The sequence below is a fragment of the Flavobacterium sp. MMS24-S5 genome (genome assembly GCF_050320125.1).
GTDB classification, from domain to species: domain Bacteria; phylum Bacteroidota; class Bacteroidia; order Flavobacteriales; family Flavobacteriaceae; genus Flavobacterium; species Flavobacterium tyrosinilyticum.
The window spans coordinates 1083468-1103007 of record NZ_CP190016.1 but is presented as its reverse complement, the minus strand read 5'-3'; the positions used below and the strand labels follow the sequence as shown (position 1 = coordinate 1103007).

General features: G+C 34.2%; 16 protein-coding genes and 1 pseudogene. 3 read left to right on the top strand and 14 right to left on the bottom strand.

The annotated features are described in order from the left end of the window. Positions 1 to 225: 225 nt before the first annotated feature. A pseudogene (locus ACPWTF_RS04770) lies at positions 226 to 3745 on the bottom strand (molybdopterin-dependent oxidoreductase). A 176-nt stretch (positions 3746 to 3921) separates the two neighbouring features. On the opposite strand from ACPWTF_RS04770, the gene ACPWTF_RS04765 reads away from it, so the two are divergent. Further along, on the top strand, positions 3922 to 4626 hold the full coding sequence (locus ACPWTF_RS04765) for a Crp/Fnr family transcriptional regulator (RefSeq protein WP_427874622.1): 705 nt from the start codon (positions 3922 to 3924) through the stop codon (positions 4624 to 4626). 120 nt (positions 4627 to 4746) lie between these two features. On the opposite strand, the gene ACPWTF_RS04760 is transcribed toward ACPWTF_RS04765, so the two are convergent. The 13 genes from ACPWTF_RS04760 to nirB all read right to left on the bottom strand — a co-directional run bounded on the left by ACPWTF_RS04760 (position 4747) and on the right by nirB (position 17961). After that, positions 4747 to 5370 carry a class I SAM-dependent methyltransferase gene (locus ACPWTF_RS04760; RefSeq protein ID WP_427874621.1) on the bottom strand — a complete coding sequence of 208 codons (624 nt, stop codon included), beginning with the start codon at positions 5368 to 5370 and terminating at the stop codon, positions 4747 to 4749. Between the two features lie 27 nt (positions 5371 to 5397). Further along, positions 5398 to 6132 carry a hypothetical protein gene (locus ACPWTF_RS04755; RefSeq protein ID WP_427874620.1) on the bottom strand — a complete coding sequence of 245 codons (735 nt, stop codon included), beginning with the start codon at positions 6130 to 6132 and terminating at the stop codon, positions 5398 to 5400. A gap of 22 nt (positions 6133 to 6154) precedes the next feature. Further along, complete coding sequence (locus tag ACPWTF_RS04750; protein ID WP_427874619.1) at positions 6155 to 6868, bottom strand: endonuclease/exonuclease/phosphatase family protein; 714 nt, start codon at positions 6866 to 6868, stop codon at positions 6155 to 6157. Positions 6869 to 6892: 24 nt separating this feature from the next. Continuing rightward, on the bottom strand, positions 6893 to 7390 hold the full coding sequence (locus tag ACPWTF_RS04745) for a GRAM domain-containing protein (protein ID WP_427874618.1): 498 nt from the start codon (positions 7388 to 7390) through the stop codon (positions 6893 to 6895). 161 nt (positions 7391 to 7551) lie between these two features. Then, positions 7552 to 7917, bottom strand: coding sequence for a hypothetical protein (locus ACPWTF_RS04740; RefSeq protein WP_095930462.1), 366 nt, complete (start codon positions 7915 to 7917; stop codon positions 7552 to 7554). 137 nt (positions 7918 to 8054) lie between these two features. Beyond that, positions 8055 to 8651 (bottom strand): hypothetical protein, encoded by a 597-nt coding sequence (locus ACPWTF_RS04735; RefSeq protein ID WP_427874617.1) that lies wholly within the window; start codon positions 8649 to 8651, stop codon positions 8055 to 8057. Further along, complete coding sequence (locus ACPWTF_RS04730; RefSeq protein ID WP_427874616.1) at positions 8648 to 9316, bottom strand: alginate export family protein; 669 nt, start codon at positions 9314 to 9316, stop codon at positions 8648 to 8650. Before ACPWTF_RS04730 ends, ACPWTF_RS04735 begins: the two co-directional genes overlap by 4 nt. Before the next feature lie 95 nt (positions 9317 to 9411). Continuing rightward, positions 9412 to 10896: an MFS transporter gene (locus ACPWTF_RS04725; RefSeq protein WP_427874615.1), complete on the bottom strand. Its 1485-nt coding sequence runs from the start codon at positions 10894 to 10896 to the stop codon at positions 9412 to 9414. A 96-nt stretch (positions 10897 to 10992) separates the two neighbouring features. After that, positions 10993 to 11652: a response regulator gene (locus ACPWTF_RS04720; RefSeq protein WP_379795307.1), complete on the bottom strand. Its 660-nt coding sequence runs from the start codon at positions 11650 to 11652 to the stop codon at positions 10993 to 10995. 482 nt (positions 11653 to 12134) lie between these two features. Continuing rightward, on the bottom strand, positions 12135 to 13946 hold the full coding sequence (locus tag ACPWTF_RS04715; protein ID WP_427874614.1) for an ATP-binding protein: 1812 nt from the start codon (positions 13944 to 13946) through the stop codon (positions 12135 to 12137). Positions 13947 to 14008: 62 nt separating this feature from the next. After that, positions 14009 to 14593 (bottom strand): DUF4202 domain-containing protein, encoded by a 585-nt coding sequence (locus tag ACPWTF_RS04710; protein ID WP_427874613.1) that lies wholly within the window; start codon positions 14591 to 14593, stop codon positions 14009 to 14011. Between the two features lie 245 nt (positions 14594 to 14838). Beyond that, on the bottom strand, positions 14839 to 15216 hold the full coding sequence (nirD, locus tag ACPWTF_RS04705) for a nitrite reductase small subunit NirD (RefSeq protein ID WP_427874612.1): 378 nt from the start codon (positions 15214 to 15216) through the stop codon (positions 14839 to 14841). Between the two features lie 231 nt (positions 15217 to 15447). Beyond that, positions 15448 to 17961 carry a nitrite reductase large subunit NirB gene (nirB, locus tag ACPWTF_RS04700; protein ID WP_427874611.1) on the bottom strand — a complete coding sequence of 838 codons (2514 nt, stop codon included), beginning with the start codon at positions 17959 to 17961 and terminating at the stop codon, positions 15448 to 15450. A gap of 269 nt (positions 17962 to 18230) precedes the next feature. Here nirB and ACPWTF_RS04695 point away from each other — a divergent pair, with 269 nt between their 5' ends. Then, positions 18231 to 19004, top strand: a complete 774-nt coding sequence (locus ACPWTF_RS04695; protein ID WP_427874610.1) for an META domain-containing protein — start codon at positions 18231 to 18233, stop codon at positions 19002 to 19004. A gap of 104 nt (positions 19005 to 19108) precedes the next feature. Beyond that, a complete protein-coding gene (locus ACPWTF_RS04690) occupies positions 19109 to 19540 on the top strand; it encodes an META domain-containing protein (protein ID WP_427874609.1) in 432 nt (143 codons plus the stop codon).

Here is a 19540-nt window from a genome sequence, read left to right as displayed (position 1 = left end):
AACATAAATTTTACCGCAAAGTTCGCAAAGGTTTTTCGCAAAGTTTTTTTATTTTATAATAAGTTGCCAAAGTTCACAAAGCTTTGGGTAAAGATTTTAGCGCATAGCTTTGCGAACTTTTTTCGAAAGAAAACAATTTTAAGCAGAGAATATTATTCTTTGCGAAACTTTGCGAATAACCTTTGCGAACTTTGCGTTTAGATCAACACAACATAACAAAAGCGGCTAAACCTTGCACTTCGCCAATATCTCCTTTACTTCCGTTTTGCAGCTTCCGCAACCTAAACCTGCTCCTGTGTTTTTGCATAAATCCGTAAAATCACTTACACCGTTTTTAATTGTTTCTTCGATGTTTCCAGCTCCAACTTGGCTGCAGGAACAAACTAATTTTCCTAAAACTGGTTTTGCGTTTGAGCTTCCTCTTAAAAGCGTATTTCGTTTGTCTGATAATTCGATTTTGCTTTCAATCATCGTTTTAAATTCGGCAAACTCGTTTTTATCGCCCATTAAAATCGCCCCAACCAAAAGATCATCTTTTACAATGCATTTTTTGTAATAACGTTTTTTCAAATCTGCAAAAACAATTTCTTCATAGGAATCATCATTTTCTGGAATGTTAAGATCGCCAATACTGCAAAGATTAATGTCTTCTAATTTTAGAATATTCATTAAAATCGAGCCTTTGTAATAACTGCTAATATCGCCCGCAAGGAAATTTGCTAGAATATCAGCTTGTTCTTCGGCGGCAGAAGTGATTCCGAATAACTTATTATCAAATTCTGCTATTTCTCCAATCGCAAAAATATCAGGATTTGAAGTTTGTAAATACTGATTTACCTTTACACCGCGTCCGCAGGCTAAACCGCTTTCGCGAGCAATTTCGATATTCGGAATAGTTCCAATCGTATATACAATTGCATTTGCCGTAATAATTTTTCCGCTCTTTAAAGCAATTTCAATTTCATTCGGATTATCGGTTTCAAAAACGGTGCTGACTTCATTATCAAAATAAATCTGAATGTCACGAAGCTGTACTTCTTCGGCCAATAATTTGCTTGAAATCAGATCCAATTGGCGCTCCATTAAACGTGAAGCTCTCTGAACAATTGTAGTTTTTACTTTTTTATGCTTTAAAGCCGCAGCCAATTCTAAACCTAATAATCCTCCACCAATAATGACAACATGCTGTTCTTCTGGCGGAAGATTGGTATTGTCTAAGTGTTTTTTCAAACGGTCGGCATCTTCTTTTCTTCTAACGGTAAAACGTCCAGAAAGATGAAGCTGTGCATTTTCTGGAATAAACGGACGACTTCCTGTTGCTAAAATCAAAGAATCGAAAGTGTGAATTTCTCCCTGACTGTCAACAATTGTTTTTTGTTTTGAATCTAATTTTTCAATTGCCACGCCAGCTTTCATGGTAATTTTCAGTTTATTGAAAGTTTCGCCATCTTTAACTTTTAAAAGCTGATCCCAACTGAATTCGCCCGTCATATATTCGGGAAGCAAAACACGATTGTAAAACGGATTTACTTCATTCGAAAAAACAATAATTTCATCAGTTGAATTGAATTCACGATAGTTTTGAATGAATCGGAAAGAAGCCGCTCCAGCACCAACAATGGCAATTTTCTGAAATGGTTTTACGTATTTTTTAATCGAAACGGTTGTGAACTTAAAATCAGGTTCTTTTGAAATTGGATCGACAACGTTGTTCGTTAAATTATTCGTTCTATTCAAATCATTTTCAAGCTGTTTTCCCCAATGCATCGGCAGAAAAACGACCTTTTCTTTGATCGAATCGGTTACTTTTGCTTTTACGCGAACTTCTCCGTTTTTGCTTGAAACCACCACAATATCTCCATTTTTAATATCGTTTTTAAAAGCATCAATCGGATTTATTTCTAAAACAGGACTTGGAATATGCGTTAACAAACGAGAGACTTTTCCCGTCTTTGTCATCGTATGCCATTGGTCGCGAATTCTTCCTGTGGTTAAAATAAAGGGGAATTCGTCGTTAGGCTGTACCGAAGTATTTTCGATTGAAACGGGAAGATTAAAAATCGCTTTTCCAGAAGGCGTATAGAATTTTTTATCCGTAAACAATCGTGGAGTTCCCGGATGATTATAATCTGGAACGGGCCAGCTGAAAAGTTCCTTCGGTTTTTAAACGATTATAATTTAAAAATGAAATATCAATATTCGTGTTTTTGGTAAGTGCACAATGTTCTTTGTAAACTTCTTCGGCGCTGTTGAAATTGAATCCGTTGAAATTCATTTTTTTAGCAAAACGAATTAAGATTTCAATGTCTGGAAGTGCCTCTCCAGGAGCATTGATTCCTTTTGGCAGATATGAAATACGACGCTCCGAATTGGTCATTGTTCCTTCTTTTTCTAACCAACCCGCAGCAGGCAATAATAAATCGGCAAATTTGGCTGTATCAGCATTATGCGAAATATCTTGAACAACTACGAATTTTGCATTTTTAAGCGCTTTTTCGGCTCTTCTAGAGTCAGGTAAACTCACAAGCGGATTGGTGCAGATAATCCAAACAGCTTTCATTTTACCAGATTCTAAGGCTTCAAACATTTCTGTTGCCGTTAAACCTGGTTTGTCTGAAATTTCGTCAACGCCCCAAAAATCAGCAACTTCCTTACGATGTGTTGGATTGGCAATGTCTTTATGCGCTGCCAAAAGTGTTGCCATTCCGCCAACTTCGCGTCCGCCCATAGCATTAGGCTGACCTGTTAATGAAAATGGCCCAGAACCTGGTTTTCCAACTTGTCCAGTTAACAAAGATAAATTTAGCAATGCCGTATTTTTATCAACGCCAACAGCACTTTGATTTAATCCCATCGCCCAAAGCGAAATAAAACCTTTTGCTTTTCCGATAATATCGGCAGCAAGTTTAATATCGTTTACAGAAATTCCGCAAAGTTTAGATGCTTTTTCAAGAGAAGTTCCTAAAACAAGGTCTTTATATTGTTTGAAATTTTCGGCGTGATTTTTAACGAAATCATGATCGACGTGACCTTTTTCGATAATGCGTTTGGCAATGGCATGATATAAAATAATATCTGAGCCTGGAATAATCTGCAAATGTAAATCGGCAAAAGCAGCCGTATCGGTTCTTCTAGGATCGATACAAATTATTTTGGTTTTCGGATTTTTCTCTTTGTGTTTTTCTAATCTTCTAAAAAGAATAGGGTGGCACCAAGCAGGATTTGCTCCTGTAATTAAAAAAGTGTCCGCCAAATCAATATCATCGTAAGCAATTGGAACAGAATCTTCTCCAAAAGTTTTTTTATAACCCACAACAGCAGAACTCATACAAAGTCTCGAGTTAGTGTCTATATTGTTGGTTTTTAGAAAACCTTTTACAAGTTTATTGACTAAGTAATATTCCTCAGTTAGACATTGTCCAGAAATATAAAATCCAACGCTATCTGGTCCGTGTTTTTTTATAATAGAAGAAAAAACAGCAGCAGCGCGGTCAAGAGCGGTATCCCAACTGACGCGTTCCAGCGGATAGGATTTACTTCCTCGCATTTCAGGGTACAAAATTCTGTCAGAGGTATCATTAACTACGTAGTGCAAGTTCATCCCTTTAGAGCATAGCATTCCTTTGTTTACAGGATGATCTTTGTCGCCTTCTACCATTACTCCATTTTTTGCATCGTTGGTCACAATTATACCACAGCCAACGCCACAGTAGGAACAGGTAGTTTTGATCTTCGTAGTTTGCATTAGAGTTCTATTTAGAGATACTATTTTTATTGATTGATCTGACTTTAGAAAAGTACTTATGCAAAAATAAGTATTTTTACGTATTTATACGTATTTTTTAGATTTATTTTTTTAATTTTGATGAAAATAAATGAGGAACAACAAATTAGTTTTTAATCTGTTAAAATTTAGGACTCATGAAAGAAGAGCAAACCGTTTGTTATTCCTGCGTCAATGAAAATTGTTTTATCAAGAAACATCTGCATTTAGAACAGATGGCAGGTTATGTTTCTAAAAAGCAAAGTATTACCTGTAAAAAAACAGATCGATTTATTACAGAAGGTGCACCGTTGCAAGGTCTTTATTTTATTTGCAAAGGAAAGGCTAAAACAGTAAAAACCGGAATTAACGGTCGTGAACAAATTGTTCGTTTAACCGCAAATGGTGACATTATTGGTTTCCGCGGATTTGGAACGAGTAAACGTTATTTAATTGGTGCTTATGCGCTGGAAGATACGGTTTTGTGTAATTTTAGTAATGAAACGATGCTCGAGATTTTACAGCAAGTTCCTGAATTTACTTATGCTTTGATGCTGTTTTATGCGGAAGAATTGAACAAAAGCGAAAACAATATCCGCAAGATTGCACACATGAATGTTCGTGAACGTGTAATTGATTTGCTGCTTTATATTCATCGCAAATTCGGACAAACTAATGGTTTGATTGATATCGAGCTTTCGCGAAAGGAAATTGCAGACTTTGCAGGAACTACAGAAGAACAAGCAATACGTATTTTATCAAGCCTTAAAAAAGAAGCATTGATTAAAACGGAAGGAAAACGTGTTGGGATTTTAGAAGTTTCAGAGTTGAGATCTGAAATTATGGAGCATAAGTATTTTTAATCTATGTTGCTAAGATTCTAAGATGCTAAGGTTTTATGTTGATGTAAAAATTTTGATTTTTTTTTGTAGAGACGCACTGCAGTGCGTCTTTACCGCATGCGTCTCTACGTCGAGTGTGATTTATTTTTTTCTGCCAATAAATCGAATTACAGAGCCAGTTCCGTTATGGAATAAGCCTTCGTTGAGTTCAATTTCTTTTTCTTCTAATTCAATGATTTCATAATTAGGGAAATCAGCTTTGATTTCTTCTAGTGAAAATAAAGATTCGATATCTTTTGGTTCGCCAACTTTTTCGTTTTTGGTAACGTATTCTAAATGCTTTTTACTGAAAGCTTCAAAAATTAGAATCCCATCTTTTCGTAAAAGTTTGTCAAGTTGTTTATGAATTTCAGATTTTATGGTAGCGGGAAAATGTGCATAGATTAAAGCAATCGCATCAAATTGTCCCTCCTGAAAATCTAAAGTTTCCAGTTCGCCAACTTGATAATCAAGAGAAACATTATTGTTTTCTGCCAAACGAAGCGCTTTGTTTCTGCCTTCTTCGCTAATATCAAAAGCAGAAACTTTCCAGCCTAATTTCGCTGCAAAAATGGCATTTCTTCCTTCGCCTTCAGCAGGAAAAAGAATAGTGCCTGTTTCTAATTTTTCAATTTGTTCTTTTAAATAATTGTTGGGTTCTTCGCCGTATGCGAATTCTTCGCTTTTATAACGGTCATCCCAACGCTGAGTCCAAGTGTTGTTCATTTATTAAATTAAATTTAAAGTTTATTTTTAAGAAACCCACGTTTCTTCAATTTTATCTATTATCCACTTTTGATCTGTTTTTTTTATATAAATTCTAAATCCCTGTCCACAAAGCCTTCCGCATGCAAATCCACCATTTAAAACACCAAATTTTTTATTTTGATCAAATTGTATTCTCGAAAAGAAAATAGCACCTGAAAAATTGAAGTTGTATTTAGTCAGCCAAATTATGCCTCTTTCTTTTGGGAACTGATTTATATGTCGTAGTTCAAATCTGTTATTGAGTTTGATTTTTTGAAAGTCAAGGATGTATTCATTGTAAATTTTTTCTTTTGGAACAAATGCTTTGGTATTTTTAAAGTGTTTTTCAAGATATTCTTTTAAATCTTCGTTGCTATATTCAATTATAGGATTAAATGCTATTATGATTTTAGAAGTGTCCTTTTTAATTTTTTCAGTATTAATTTTCCATTCCAATAATTTTTGTTTTTGCTCTTTTGTTGCTTTTGTGCTGTCAACACCAATATAATGCCCTGTTTTATCAAATATTGATTCACCATACTCAGGAGGAAAGTTAGTAAATAGCCTTGTATCCATGCAAGTTGAATCAATTAAGCTCGGAAAAATTTCGGTCATTACTTTTTTTTCAAATTCCAGATCTGAAATTTCCTTTTTACAGCTTGTAAATAGTATAATAGAAATAATAAATAGTAAGGCTGCGAGTTTCTTCATTATTGTATTATTGATTTGATGTTCAGACATATTTTAAATTAAAGGTCTCAAATTATAAAGTAAATTTAACGATTAAAGGTTTGTGGTCGCTGTACAAAGTCCAGTCTTTATAAGAACCAACTTCCACGCTTTCTAAAGTTTCCATAAAATCATTTGAAGCAAAGCAATAATCAAGATGATAGGGTTTATTTTCATGACGATACAAATACCAAGTTGGATGTTCTTCTTTGCCTTGAATCTGATTGAAGTATTTATGATAAGTGCTAAAAATATTCTTTTCAGCCAATTTATTTACAACTGCTGTATGATTTCCTGCTCTTCGAGGTTTGTCCCAAATTGTATTGCTGTTGAAATCGCCAATTAGTATGGTTTTAGTTTCTTTGATTAAATCTTCGTAGTAATTAATTGCTTTCCAAATCTGAGTTACATAAGCGCCCTCTTTATCTGCAGGATTATTGGCCCAAATAGCAAATAGAGTAAAGTCAATTTTTCCGTCTGTTACGGCAATTGGAAGAATGTTTTTGAAAGTTGGATTATGGCATTCTAGCAATTGAAACCTATAATCTCCGAACGAAAAAACGCCAATTCCTTTATTTGGATTTGCGCCATACCAAAGAATATCCGAAGGTAATTTTATGCCATCTTGAAATTTGAGTTTTTCAGGACTTTCGCACTCAGAAATTACAGCAATATCAGGATTTAAAGCTTGAATATATTGAGCTTTTTTTCTGAATGCCATGTTGCAATTCCAAGCGATGAGTTTCATTATTTTAATGGATTTAAATTGATTTTACAATCCTGTTTTCTGCTTTTTTTCAATTTCATTTTTCCATTGTTCTCTGTTCGTTACAACAAATTGTTCTTTTAAACCATTTTCGGTTCTTATTAATAATCCGTTGTTGACCATTCCTAAAGTTTTTTCAAATTCTATTAAAGTAACATCCTTTAAATTAATTATACATTCGTGTTTTTGTATAAAATTAAGGATGTTGGTTTGAAAGATTAGTTGATTATCTGTTAAGTATAGATTACCACCAACTGCGATTCCATTTAAGTAATGATTTGCTCTTCCAGAATAGATTATATTTTTTAATTCTTGAAAATTAATTTCTTTATTGTTTATGTTGGCAAACATCTTAAAATAAGATATTATTGTAATAAAAATAAACATAAAGACAGCACTGAAAAGTATAACATTAAAATTATATTCTCCTTTGTGACTAATATAAAGGGTTAAAAAGATACTTGTGCTTAATCCTAATACTAACGAATATTTTAGTCTTTTCACAGTTTTTTGCTTTCAGATTGATTAATAAAGAAAAGTTTTTGTTGCTAACGAAAGTACAAATTATAGCATAATGTTGCTTTCATAATTTCGTCAAAAAAATACCCTTTTCCAAAACTGAAAAAGGGTAAGATTTACTATGTTTTAAGTATACTTTTATGAGATTAGCCAACAAATTTAGTTTCGCCACTATTTACATCAATTTCAGCAAAATTATGTTTTCCGATAACGATAAGCAGTTTGTCTGAATTATAACCAACATATCTAATTTCAGGTTCTCCTTTTTTTGGTTTTCCGCAAACAGAAATTACATTGGTTTGCCATTTCAATTTGCTTCTTTTGTAGGCAGAAATGGTTTGTAAATCGTTCTCAACATAATAAACAATGTTGTTTTTCTTGATTCCTCTTTTTTGCGTTTTGGCAAAATTTATTTCAGAATTTTTAGAAATTAAGGCATCATTGTACTTTTGAGCAATGCCTGTTTGCGTGACAATAAAAGTCACCAATGACAATTTTAGAAATGGTTTCATTAGGATAGAATTGGGGGTTCATAATCGCTTCAAATATAAATAATTAAAACAAATAATGAAGTTTTTGGGGATGAAAAAAAATCCCTTTTTTCGAAATGGGAAAAAGGGATTTTTTATGAGTTAATTTTAAAGAAAAATTATTTTTTCCAGCTAAAAATTCTTGGATTCACAGAAACCATTAACCATGCCCAATTGTTGGTATGACCGGCATCTCCAGTTTTAATAAATTCCATCGTTTTAGATCCGAACATTTGAGAATAACCTCCTGTAACTGTAATGTCTTTTTTGAAATTATATCCAAAAGTTGCATCAACTTCAGTTCCTAAATAAGAATCCATTTTTTCGTTAAGAGGAACATTCACTACATCCGCTGCAGCTAAAAATACGTGCGGAATCAAAGCAAATTGCCACTTGTTTACATTGTAATTCAATTTGATAAAAGCATCTTGCAAACCAACATTGTTTAAGTGATTTCCAACATAAAAATAATCCATGTAACCGTTGAATCCGTGGTTGGTTCCAAAAATTGGGTTGAAGGATTTGATTACAGTACTTCCATCATTTGAATCTTTACCAGATAAAAATTCGTAACCTAAACCAGCTTTAAAAGAATCAGTTATGTTATAATTAAAATTTGCGGCAGCATTCCAAGCGCTTACTTGCAAATCGGTACTTTTTCCTGTTTGCCCGTATACCCAAAAGTTACTATCGATTTTACTTGTTTTATAAGTCAAATAAGACCAAAAGTCTGTTTGTAATCAACTAATAGTTTTGCATCGGCATTTGCGTATTCGTAACCTGTGTTAAGCAATAAAAAGCTTGCGCCTAATTTTTCATTAAATTGGTTATGATACCAAGCGTATTGCATTGCTTTATAATTGGCAACGGTATATGGAGTTTGTACAACATTTTCTGCTGTTGAATTGTAAGCGCCTCCAAAATCTAATTTTTGAGTTTCATCATGAAAAGAAACCGTTAACGCATCGTGGCTTTGGCCCTGCTGTGCCCAATCCATTTCACCAAGAATACGCTGATTATCATAAGAAAGAACCTGACGTCCCATTCTGGCGCTCCATTTTTCAGTGAAATTATATTGCGCCCAAGCTTCAAAAACAGCGACTCCATTTTTATCAGCAACTATAGCAGGAGCAACATCTCCCCATGTTCTTGTGTTTTGGAAAGTTAATTTTAAAATTAAATCGTCTTGTTTGTAATTGAAGTTTAGACGAGAACGCTGCGAAATTTGAGAAGTTCCTTTTTGTCCTTCTTGTAAAAGTTGTTTGTAACCGTTACGATATTCAAAACGTGGCCTAATTTGCAGATTTACATCTAATTCTTGAGCTTGGATTTCAAAACTTAATCCTACGATAAGTATTAAAATTAGTTTAAGTTTTTTCATAAAATTCTTGTATTTATATCGAAGGTAAATTTATAAGAAAATGCCGTCATAAACTATGATTAAGATCATGTTTCTAATTTTTTTTTAATCTAAGTCTAATAAGCAGGCTCTAATTTTGCTTTACTTATTTTAACTTCTTTTTCCTTAGATAGTTGTGTAATAGTGTAATGCATCCAAACTAAGCAGACAGTTGAGAAGATTAAAATAAAAATCCATGAACTTGACCAGATTCCTGTTGCAGTTAATAAGTATCCGAAGATAATTGGTCCAAAGAATCCGCCTAAACCGCCAATCATTCCGACCATTCCGCCCACAACACCAACTTCATTTGGGAAGTATTCTGGAATATGTTTGTAAACCGCTGCTTTTCCGATTCCCCAAGAAATTCCAATTAGAATTACTAAAATTAAAAACACCCACATATTAGCATCAAATTTAATAACGGTAACTCCTTTGGCTATCAGTTCTTTTTTAGCTACACTTTGATTATGTGTAACTACAACATCTTGCCAGCTTGTAGAAGTGGGAAAAATAGCATTTTCATTACCATTGGCTTTTTTTTGCACAATTGGATACTCTTTATCTCCAATTTTTACGGTTTTGTCGCTGATTACGTTTACAACGCCTTTTTTTGCTGCTAAGATTCCAGGGCCAGAAGTTGTAATTTCCATTTTAGGAATCGACAATAAAGCACTCAAAATTACTGAAGAGCCCAAAACCCAATACATTACTTTTCTAGCTCCGAATTTATCAGATAAATAACCTCCGAAAGCTCTGATTACTCCAGATGGTAAACTGAACATTGTTGCAAACAATCCTCCCATAACCAAACTGGTTTGGTACACGTTCATGAAATTTGGCAATAACCATTGAGAATAGGCCACAAAACAGCCGAAAACTAAGAAGTAATAGGCTCCAAAGCGCCAAACTCTTTGCGATTTTAACGGGGTAAGCATTTGTGAAATAGTTTTACCGTTGCTTTCTATTTTCTTGTTTTGAGCGAAAATTAAAAACGCAACCCCAATTACAACCAAGGAAATAGCGTAAATAATTGGAAGAAGTTTCCAGCCATTTTGCGGATCATCAATTGAGAAATGGTTTAATAGAGAAGGCGCTAAAAAAGTGGTAATTGCTGCGCCTGCATTTCCCATTCCGAATATTCCCAAAGCGCGCCCTTGCCATTCTTTTGGATACCAGATAGAGGTGTAGCCAATTCCGACTGCAAAACTGGTTCCGACCATTCCGAAGAAGAAACTAAGTACGGCAAACATGAAAAAACTGTCGGCGTAGGGAAGGAGGAATAACGGAATTGAGCTTAGAAGCAGTAAAAGTGAAAAAACATATTTTCCGCCAAATTTATCAGTTAAAATTCCGATAGGAAGACGCATGATTGAACCTGTTAAAATTGGAATGCCCAAAAGCCATCCAACTTGTATAACATCCCAATGGAAAATTCCGTTATCGACTAAGAAGGTTACCAGAACCCCGTTTAATGTCCAGCAGGCAAAACACACTGTAAATGCCAATGTGTTCAAAAATAAAATTTTGTGTGATTGCGATAGTGAGTTTGTATTTTTCATAGCACTTATATTTTTATGTAAAAATAAGTACTATAACTTAGTTAAAACCTGCTAAAACGCAGTTTTTGAAAAATAATTACGTATTTATACGTATTTTTAAATTAAAGAATACTCAGCCGCCTTGTTTGAAAGTTCCATTAGGTTTTTTACTTTCAGTTTTTTCATCAAGTTGAAACGGTGCACTTCGGCAGTTCTTTTACTGATGTCAAGCGCTTCAGCGATTTCTTTATTTCCTTTTCCTGATAAAAGAAGCGTCAAGATTTCTTTTTCTCTTTTTGTTATCATCATTTCTTCACCCAAGGTTTGCTTAGGTTCTAAAGATGGCGATGAATTAGTGAGTTGACTGATTAAAATGGAAGAAATATCACCGCTGAAATATTTGCCTCCACCAGCAACACTGTGTAAAGCTTTTAGGAATTCTTCTTTGCTCGAACCTTTCAGTAAATAACCATCGGCGCCAGCTTTTATCGATTTCAACACATATTCTTCTGATTCATGCATAGAAAGCATAATGATTTTTACGTTGTTATTCTCGCTTCTAAGTTTTTCTACTACCTCGATACCAGTTAAGTTAGGCATACGAATATCTACTATAAGTAAATCTGGCTGCGTTGCGGCAACTACTTCCAGAGCATCTGCACCATCGATTGCTTCGCCTACAACCTCAATGTTTGCTTCATTTTCCAGCAAGGATTTGATTCCGTCTCTAACAAAAACATGGTCATCTGCCAATACTACTCGAATGATATTGCTCATAGTTTACTTAATTTTGATTCTCTATTTTTACGTATATTCATCTAAAAAGAAGATGCTAATATACGTACTTTTTTTATTTAAAAATCCAATTTTTTAAAATTCCAAACTTCAACATTAAAAAATCATTAGAAAAAATTGCAATATCAATGACAATTGCAATAACAAATTTCAATTTTTTATTCTCATTTTTTGTCATTTCGACGAAGGAGAAATCTCCACAAGTAGCTCTATAAAGATTGGATTTAGATTGCGTGGGCTTCGACTCCGCTCAACCTGACAAAATTGAGGTTAACTTTGACAAAGTTATTTGCGCAATATTTGTCATTTCGACGAAGGAGAAATCTCTACAAGTAGCTCTATAAAGATTGGATTTAGATTACGTGGGCTTCGACTCCGCTCAGCCTGACAAAATTGTGGTCAACTTTGGCAAGTTTATTTATTGTATGGGGCTTGGAATTTGGAATTTAAAAAGATTGGAATTTCTATTTAAGAATCGGAATATTAAAAGTAATCCTCGTTCCTTCGCCAGGAATGGAGTTCATAAAAACACGGCCGTTGATGTATTGGATTCTTTCTTTCATGAATAAAAGTCCCATTCCAGATTCGCTGTTGCGTTTTTTATCGACTGAATTCACGTCGAAACCTTTTCCGTTATCGTCAACGATGATGCTTAAAAGTGTTTCGCTGTGCGAAAGCTGTACAATAATATGTGACGATTCAGCATATTTAATCGCGTTGTTGATCGCTTCCTGTGTGAGACGATAAATGTTGATTTCGATTAAGGAATCTAAACGCTGGTCAAAATCAGTTTTGTTGTAAAACAGGATTTCTTTTCCGGTTAGTTTTGAAAGTTCTTGAGTGAGTTTTGCTAAAGAAGAAACGATTCCGTGATCGCTCAATTCTGGTGGCATTAAGTTGAAAGTTGCCGTGCGGACACCTTTTATAATGTCTAATGAAAGTTTTTTTAAATACTCAATTTTTTGTTCTGATTTTTCTCTGTCATCTAAATTGATGCTTTCTAAACTAAATTTTAAACCGGTAAGCATTTGACCAATTCCGTCGTGAATTTCTTTGGCGATTCGGTTTTGTTCGTTTTCTTGATTTTCAACGATTTTGCTTGAAATAATCTTTTGCTGATTGATTTTTTCGGTTGTGTTTTCAAGGTTTAAACGTTCAACCTCGCGTTGCGCTTTTTTGCGTTCGGTAATGTTGAAACAAACAATCAAAAGTTCCAATTCGTCTTTTTTGATCATTACGGGAACCATCGACAAATCGAGCCAGATTTCTTTTTCGTCTTTATTTATAATTTTGATTTCGCCTTGCCAGCCGCTGCGCTGTTTTTCGAAAATTAAACGGTCAAAATTAACCTGTTCTTTTTCGTCTTCAGTCAGTACTTCAGAGAATTTTTTGTTAGATAAAAACTTAGTGTAATTAAGAAGTTTGGCAAATTTTTCTCCGATGTGAATGATGGAACCGTCTGGTGAAATTCGGCAATACAGCAAAGTATTTTCCATCGCGTAATTGAGCGATTTTAATTCTTTTACCGAATTTTCTTTGATTTCACTAATGATTTCGGTGTCGTATGCCAGTTTTAAAGCTTTCTTTTCAGAAGATAAAAGTTGGGCAATTAACCTTTCGATTTTCTTGTTGGTTGGTTTGAAAATGAAGAAGAATTCTAGAAGAAGAACTAAAAGTGTAAAACCAAAAATCCAATATTCGATTCGGCGCTGTTCGGTTACTTTTTCGTGCGCTTCAAGATCGTATTGGGTTACAATCTGATTCATTTTTGAAAGGAAAACGCCTTCGTTTTCTAAAATAATCTGAACCAATTTTTGATTTTCAGAAGCCGATTTTTTCTGTTGCAGATTTAATAAAAAAGAATCTGTAGTTTGTGCAATTTTATTGAAAATCGGATTGATTTCAAGATATAATATAGAAAGTGTTTCTGATTTTTCTTTTGGAAAAGCTAAACTGTCACTGCCGTTTTTCAGTGCGTTTTGGTTCTTTTTCCAAATTTCTAGAACTTCTTTTAAATGCGAAGTTTTTTTGGCTGTAGCCGAATCAGAAACGTAATGTAAAATGAGAACTTCTTTTACAATTTTCTGGCTTAGCATTCTTTGTTTACCAGAAAAATTGATAATCTTAGAATCGCTTAACTGCTGATTCAGATTGTATTGTACTAAAAACTGACTTATGATTATAGTTAAGGCAATAGTAAGAAGCGCAAAAAAATACAGACGGCGTAAATTTTTGAAAGTGATTTTTTCTGCAGCTTCCTGATTGCTTTTTTTCATTCGAAGATAATATTTGTCTTTCTATAGGAAAATGGAATTCGCTTTAGCTCATTTCATATTTTTTACAATCCTAAAGAAGCTTTTATTAGGTTTAAATTTTCTTCAGAATAATTGATTTTTAAAGCTTCCTGATGCCCTTTGTCCGACATTTTATCCCAAGTTTTCTTGATGATATTTTTTAGCTTTTCTTCATCATGTTTGTGGACGAAAGGTTCTAAATAATATTCTAAAAATACCAAACAAATTACATCTTCTAGCAATTGGGTTTCGGCATCTTTTTTAAGTAGTTTTTTTTCAATTAAGAAAGAAACACGATCGATGAAAGTCTGATCATATCCAGCTTTTTCGAGAATTTCAGCAGTAGTTTTTGCATGGAATTTTTTCAGTTCTTCTCTCCATTTTAAATAACCTACGCGATCCATTGGGTACGATTCACGAGCCACTTTCCATCGGCAGATGTGCTGTGCTTTTGATGCAATCTGGATTTCTTCGGATGCATTAGGTTCAAACTGCATTAGTCTTTCGTACATCCTGTTTGAATACAATAATTCTTTTGGATATTCGGTGTTTTGGTCTAATTCGATGTTTGGATCCTGAGCGTTTTCAGCATCAATCCATTCGCTTGCTTTTTGAAAAGGTGTAGTCATTTTTTGGTTTGATAATAGAATTTCAAAGATACGGAATTATGTTTTTTTTCGTCACGAATTTCACGAATTAGCACGAATTATTGTTTTTGTTTTTTTGCCACAGATTAAAGGATTTTTTGGATTTAACTTGGTGTTTATTTTTTTTCCGCCACGAATTCACGAATGAAAACGAATTATATTAGTGAAATTAATGACACAAATTGTACACAAATATTCGTGAATTAGTGGCGGAAGAAAATATCCATTTAATCTATAAAGCCAACAAAAACTTCATCTTCGATAATCTTAATCGGATAAGTTGCAATGCTATATTCTTCGCCGTTTAAATTTGAACCGTCAACTAATGAGAAAGTCTTTTTATGCATCGGGCAGGCAATTTTCGGAATATCATCTGCAGATCCAGTCATTCCTCTTGAAAGCACCATTTCCATTTTGTGCGGACAAGCATTTTGACAAGCGTACCATTCGTTGCGACGCGTAAAATTAAAAATCGCAATTTGTTTGTTTTTGTATTTGATGCAGCCTCCTCGGTTGGTTGGAAAATCTTCTACTTTACCTGCTTTGAACCAAATTGTAGCATCGCTTGCATGAACCGTTTCGTATTGATTTAAGATTTCTTCCATTTTGATTGAGTTTTTGTTTCCTGTTTCTTAGCCCTCTTTTTACAATCAAGAGAGATTTGATGGCGCAGTAAAAAAGAGGGTAAGAAGGACAGCAAACGTTTAATGATTTTTTTTTCTTTTTTTGGAGCTTTATGGTGTTTTGCCACAAAGGCGCAAAGGCGCTAAGTTTTTTCATTAAGCTTTTGTAATTTGACTTTGCGACTTTGCGTCTTTGCGAGATTAAAACATTTTTTACGACCAAGCTTTAGGCATTTTTTGATCTCTTAATGGCACAAAAGCAATGTTGTCATCTTTCTCGTCTGAGTTCACAAAATGATTGAAACGTTTCAATAATCTTGGTTTTTCAAGAACTTGTTTCCATTCGCATTCGAAAGTATTTACCAACGTTTGCATTTCAGCTTCTAATGTTTCGCAGATTCCTAAGCTATCTTCGATAATTACTTGTTTTAGATACTCTAAACCGCCGTCTAGTTTTTCTAACCAAGTTGAAGTTCTAATTAGCGGGCCAGCGGTGCGGATGTAATACATTAAGAATCTATCCATATATTTGATTACTGTTTCTTTATCGATTTTTTCGGCTAATAAAACCGCATGTTTTGGATTGGCACCACCATTTCCTGCGATGTATAAATTCCATCCACCTTCAACGGCAATTAATCCGAAATCTTTTCCGCGGGCTTCGGCGCATTCGCGAATGCAGGCTGAAACGCCACCTTTTAGTTTATGCGGAGAACGGATTCCTTTATATCTGTTTTCTAATTCTATTGCAAATCCAGCGCTGTCGTCCATTCCGTAACGACACCAAGCATTTCCAACACAGCTTTTTACAGCACGAAGTGATTTTCCGTAAGCGTGGCCGCTTTCAAAACCATTATCAATTAAGATTTTCCAGATTTTTGGAAGATCACTTAAATGCGCTCCGAATAAATCAACTCTTTGTGCTCCGGTAATTTTAGTGTACAAATCGAATTGTTTTGCCACTTCGCCAATTACGATTAATTTCTCGGCAGTAATTTCGCCTCCGGCAACTCTTGGAACAACAGAATAAGTTCCGTTTCGCTGAATATTGGCTAAAAATCTATCGTTTGTATCTTGCGTTGTAACGTGTTTGTTTGCCGTATCGTTGTAAATACTAGAGAAAATAGAAGCTACAACAGGTTTACAAATTTCGCAGCCATCGCCTTTTCCATGATGATCGAGAACATCATAGAAATTCTCGTATTTATTGATTTTCACCAAATCAAATAATTCCTGACGCGTGTAGCTGAAGTGCTCGCAAATAACTTCTTTTACTTCTTTCCCTAGAGATTTTTGTGTTGCTTTTACCAAATCGGAAACCATTGGTTTACAGCCTCCACAGCCCGAAGTTGCTTTTGTTGCTTTGACAACATCTGAAAGTGAAGAACAACTTTCGTCTAAAATTTTACAGCAGATAGCGCCTTTAGTTACATTTTCGCAAGAACAGATTACAGCAGTATCAGGCAAATCCATTACGCTTCCTAAAGAAGAACCTTCAGAACCGTCACGGGAACCTAAAATCAAATCTTCAGGATTTTTAGGCAATGCCATTTCATTGATGTAAATCTGGAAAAGCGAATTGTAATCGCTGGAATCTCCGACTAAAATTCCACCTAATAATTTTTTAGAATCTTTGGTAACGTTGATTCTTTTATAAACACCGCTTAATTTATTCTCATAAATAATAGCAGTAACGTCATTATTTTCAATAAAAGGATCACCAAAACTCGCAACTTCAACACCAATTAATTTTAATTGTGTTGACATATCGATGGTTTCTCTCATGGTTTTTTCACCATTTAAGATTTGCTCCGCGGCTACATCGGCCATTTCGTAACCTGGCGCAACAAGTCCGTAAATGTTATGATTGTAAAGAGCCGCTTCACCAATCGCAAAAATAGAAGGATCTGATGTTCGCATTTGATTGTTTACCACAATTCCGCCTCGTACACCAACTTCAAGTCCTGAAACTCTTGCTAGTTCGTCGCGAGGTTTAATTCCGGCAGATATAACCAACATGTCTACTTTTAACAATTCGTCGTTTGCAAACATCATTCCTGTTATACTTTCCTTTCCGTCAATATATTGCGTTGCTTTGTTAAGATGAATTCCGATGTTTAATTCTTCAATTTTTGACTGAAGCATATCACTTGCGCCTTGATCCAATTGTCTCGGCATCAAACGCGGCGCAAATTCCACCACATGCGGATTCAATCCTAAATCTCTAACGGCTTTTGCAGCTTCAAGACCTAATAAACCTCCACCTAAAACAGCAGCTTCAGTTGCGCCTTTTTGTTTTATTTTTTTCGCGTAAGCCATAATAGCATCAAGATCTTCGATGGTTCTATAGACAAAAACACCTTCTTTTTCTACACCTTCAATTGGCGGAACAAAAGCCGAAGAACCTGTTGCTAAAACTAAGTAGTCATACGTATGTGTTTTGTTTAAGTGTGTATGTATGGTTTTTGCATCACGATTAATATCTGTAATTAATTCAGATGTGTTTAGAATAATATTGTTTTCTGCGTACCATTGGCTCGTTGAAAGTGATAGATCGTCTGCTGTCTTTCCGCCAAAGTACTCGCTTAAGTGAACGCGATCGTAGGCGCGTCGTGGTTCTTCTCCAAATACTGTGATTTGATACTTTTCTTGTCCTGATTTTGCAACAAACTTTTCGCAAAATTTATAACCAACCATGCCGTTTCCAACTACTATTACTCTAATCATGATTTCTTTAATTAAGTATTACTACGCAAATATAAGTATTTATACTTATAAAAATACGTAATCAAAATATTTTTTAGGTAGTAAGTAGGTTCGGTTTACTACGTATTTTGTCTTAATCTTTTACGTGGTGCGGGTTTTGAACAATTTGTTCCTTACTTAGTTTTTTTAAATTTGAAAGGATTCTAAATAAGCGTTTCGAAAAAATATCGTAAATTCATAAGAATTTTACAGATGTTTTATAAAAAGAATATTTTTTAAACTAAGATCTTATGAAAAAAATACTTTCAATATTGTTATTAGCAGCTTTAATAATCGGCTGTAAAACGACTGCAAACAAAGAATCTGGCACAACATCTTCTGTAAGTTCTACAGAAGAAGATCTAAAATATTATTTTAAAGGGACTGGAAATGAGCCATTTTGGGGAATCAAAATGGGGAATGAAGAAATCGTTTTTACGTCATTAATTCCTGGAAAGGAAAAAATCACTTTTCCAGCAGTAGATGCAATTAGGGCTATGGATGCCAATGTGAAAATGTATCAAGTAAATAATGAAAATACTTCGGCAACCATTACGATTCAGCAATTGGATTGTCAGGATTCTATGTCTGGAGCGATTTCTCCTTACAGCGTAAAAGTCGAAATCAGAAATAATTCGGAATTAGAAACGAAGAAATTAAGCGGTTGCGGAAAATATCTCACCGATTATAGACTTCACGATATTTGGGTTTTGGAAGAATTGAATGGCTATAAAGTTTTTGCAACCGATTTTCAAAAAGAATTTCCGAGACTTGAAATTAATTCTGCCGAAAATAGATTCTCCGGCTTTGGAGGCTGTAATTCGATAACGGGACAAATCTTTTTTGAAAAAGATGTTTTGCGTTTCACTAAAGTAATTTCAACTTTAATGGCTTGTCCGCAAGGAAATAAAGAAGGTGAGTTTTTAAAAGCTTTACAAAGCACAACAACATATTCTATTGGAAATAATCAATTGACTTTGTCGAATCCTTCTGCGAAATTGGCTGTTTTTAAGAAGGTAGATTAGAGTTTTAAAATGTCCTATTGTATCTAAAATAAAGCTTATTCGGCTCTTGTTTATATTAGCACTAAAATATTTTTGTAAAATAAAACTTATAATATTTATTTTACATGAAAAGGATTTTAATGTTATTAATTGCAATGGTGTTAGTTTGCAGTTGTAAATCGACTAAAGAAGCGAAAACAACAACTTCTGCTAGTCAAGATTTAGTGGAAAAGAAATTACAGCAAACTTGGATTTTGGAAAACTTAAACGGAAAAGTTATTACTGATAAAGAATTTTCAAGTTCTCCGAAAATTGTAATTACGTCCTCTGCATTTTCTGGATCGACAGGATGTAATGCTTTAAAGGGTAATCTAGTTTCAAAAGGTGATGGAAAAATTCAATTTTTAAACTTCACAACAGAAACTAAAAAATGTGATGCAAAAAAAGAAGGTGAATTCACGCAGTTGTTAAAAACGACATCTGGTTATTCTATTAAGGATAATAAACTTTTCCTTTCAAACCAATTTGGACTTACAATGTCTTTTAAAAAGGGTTAA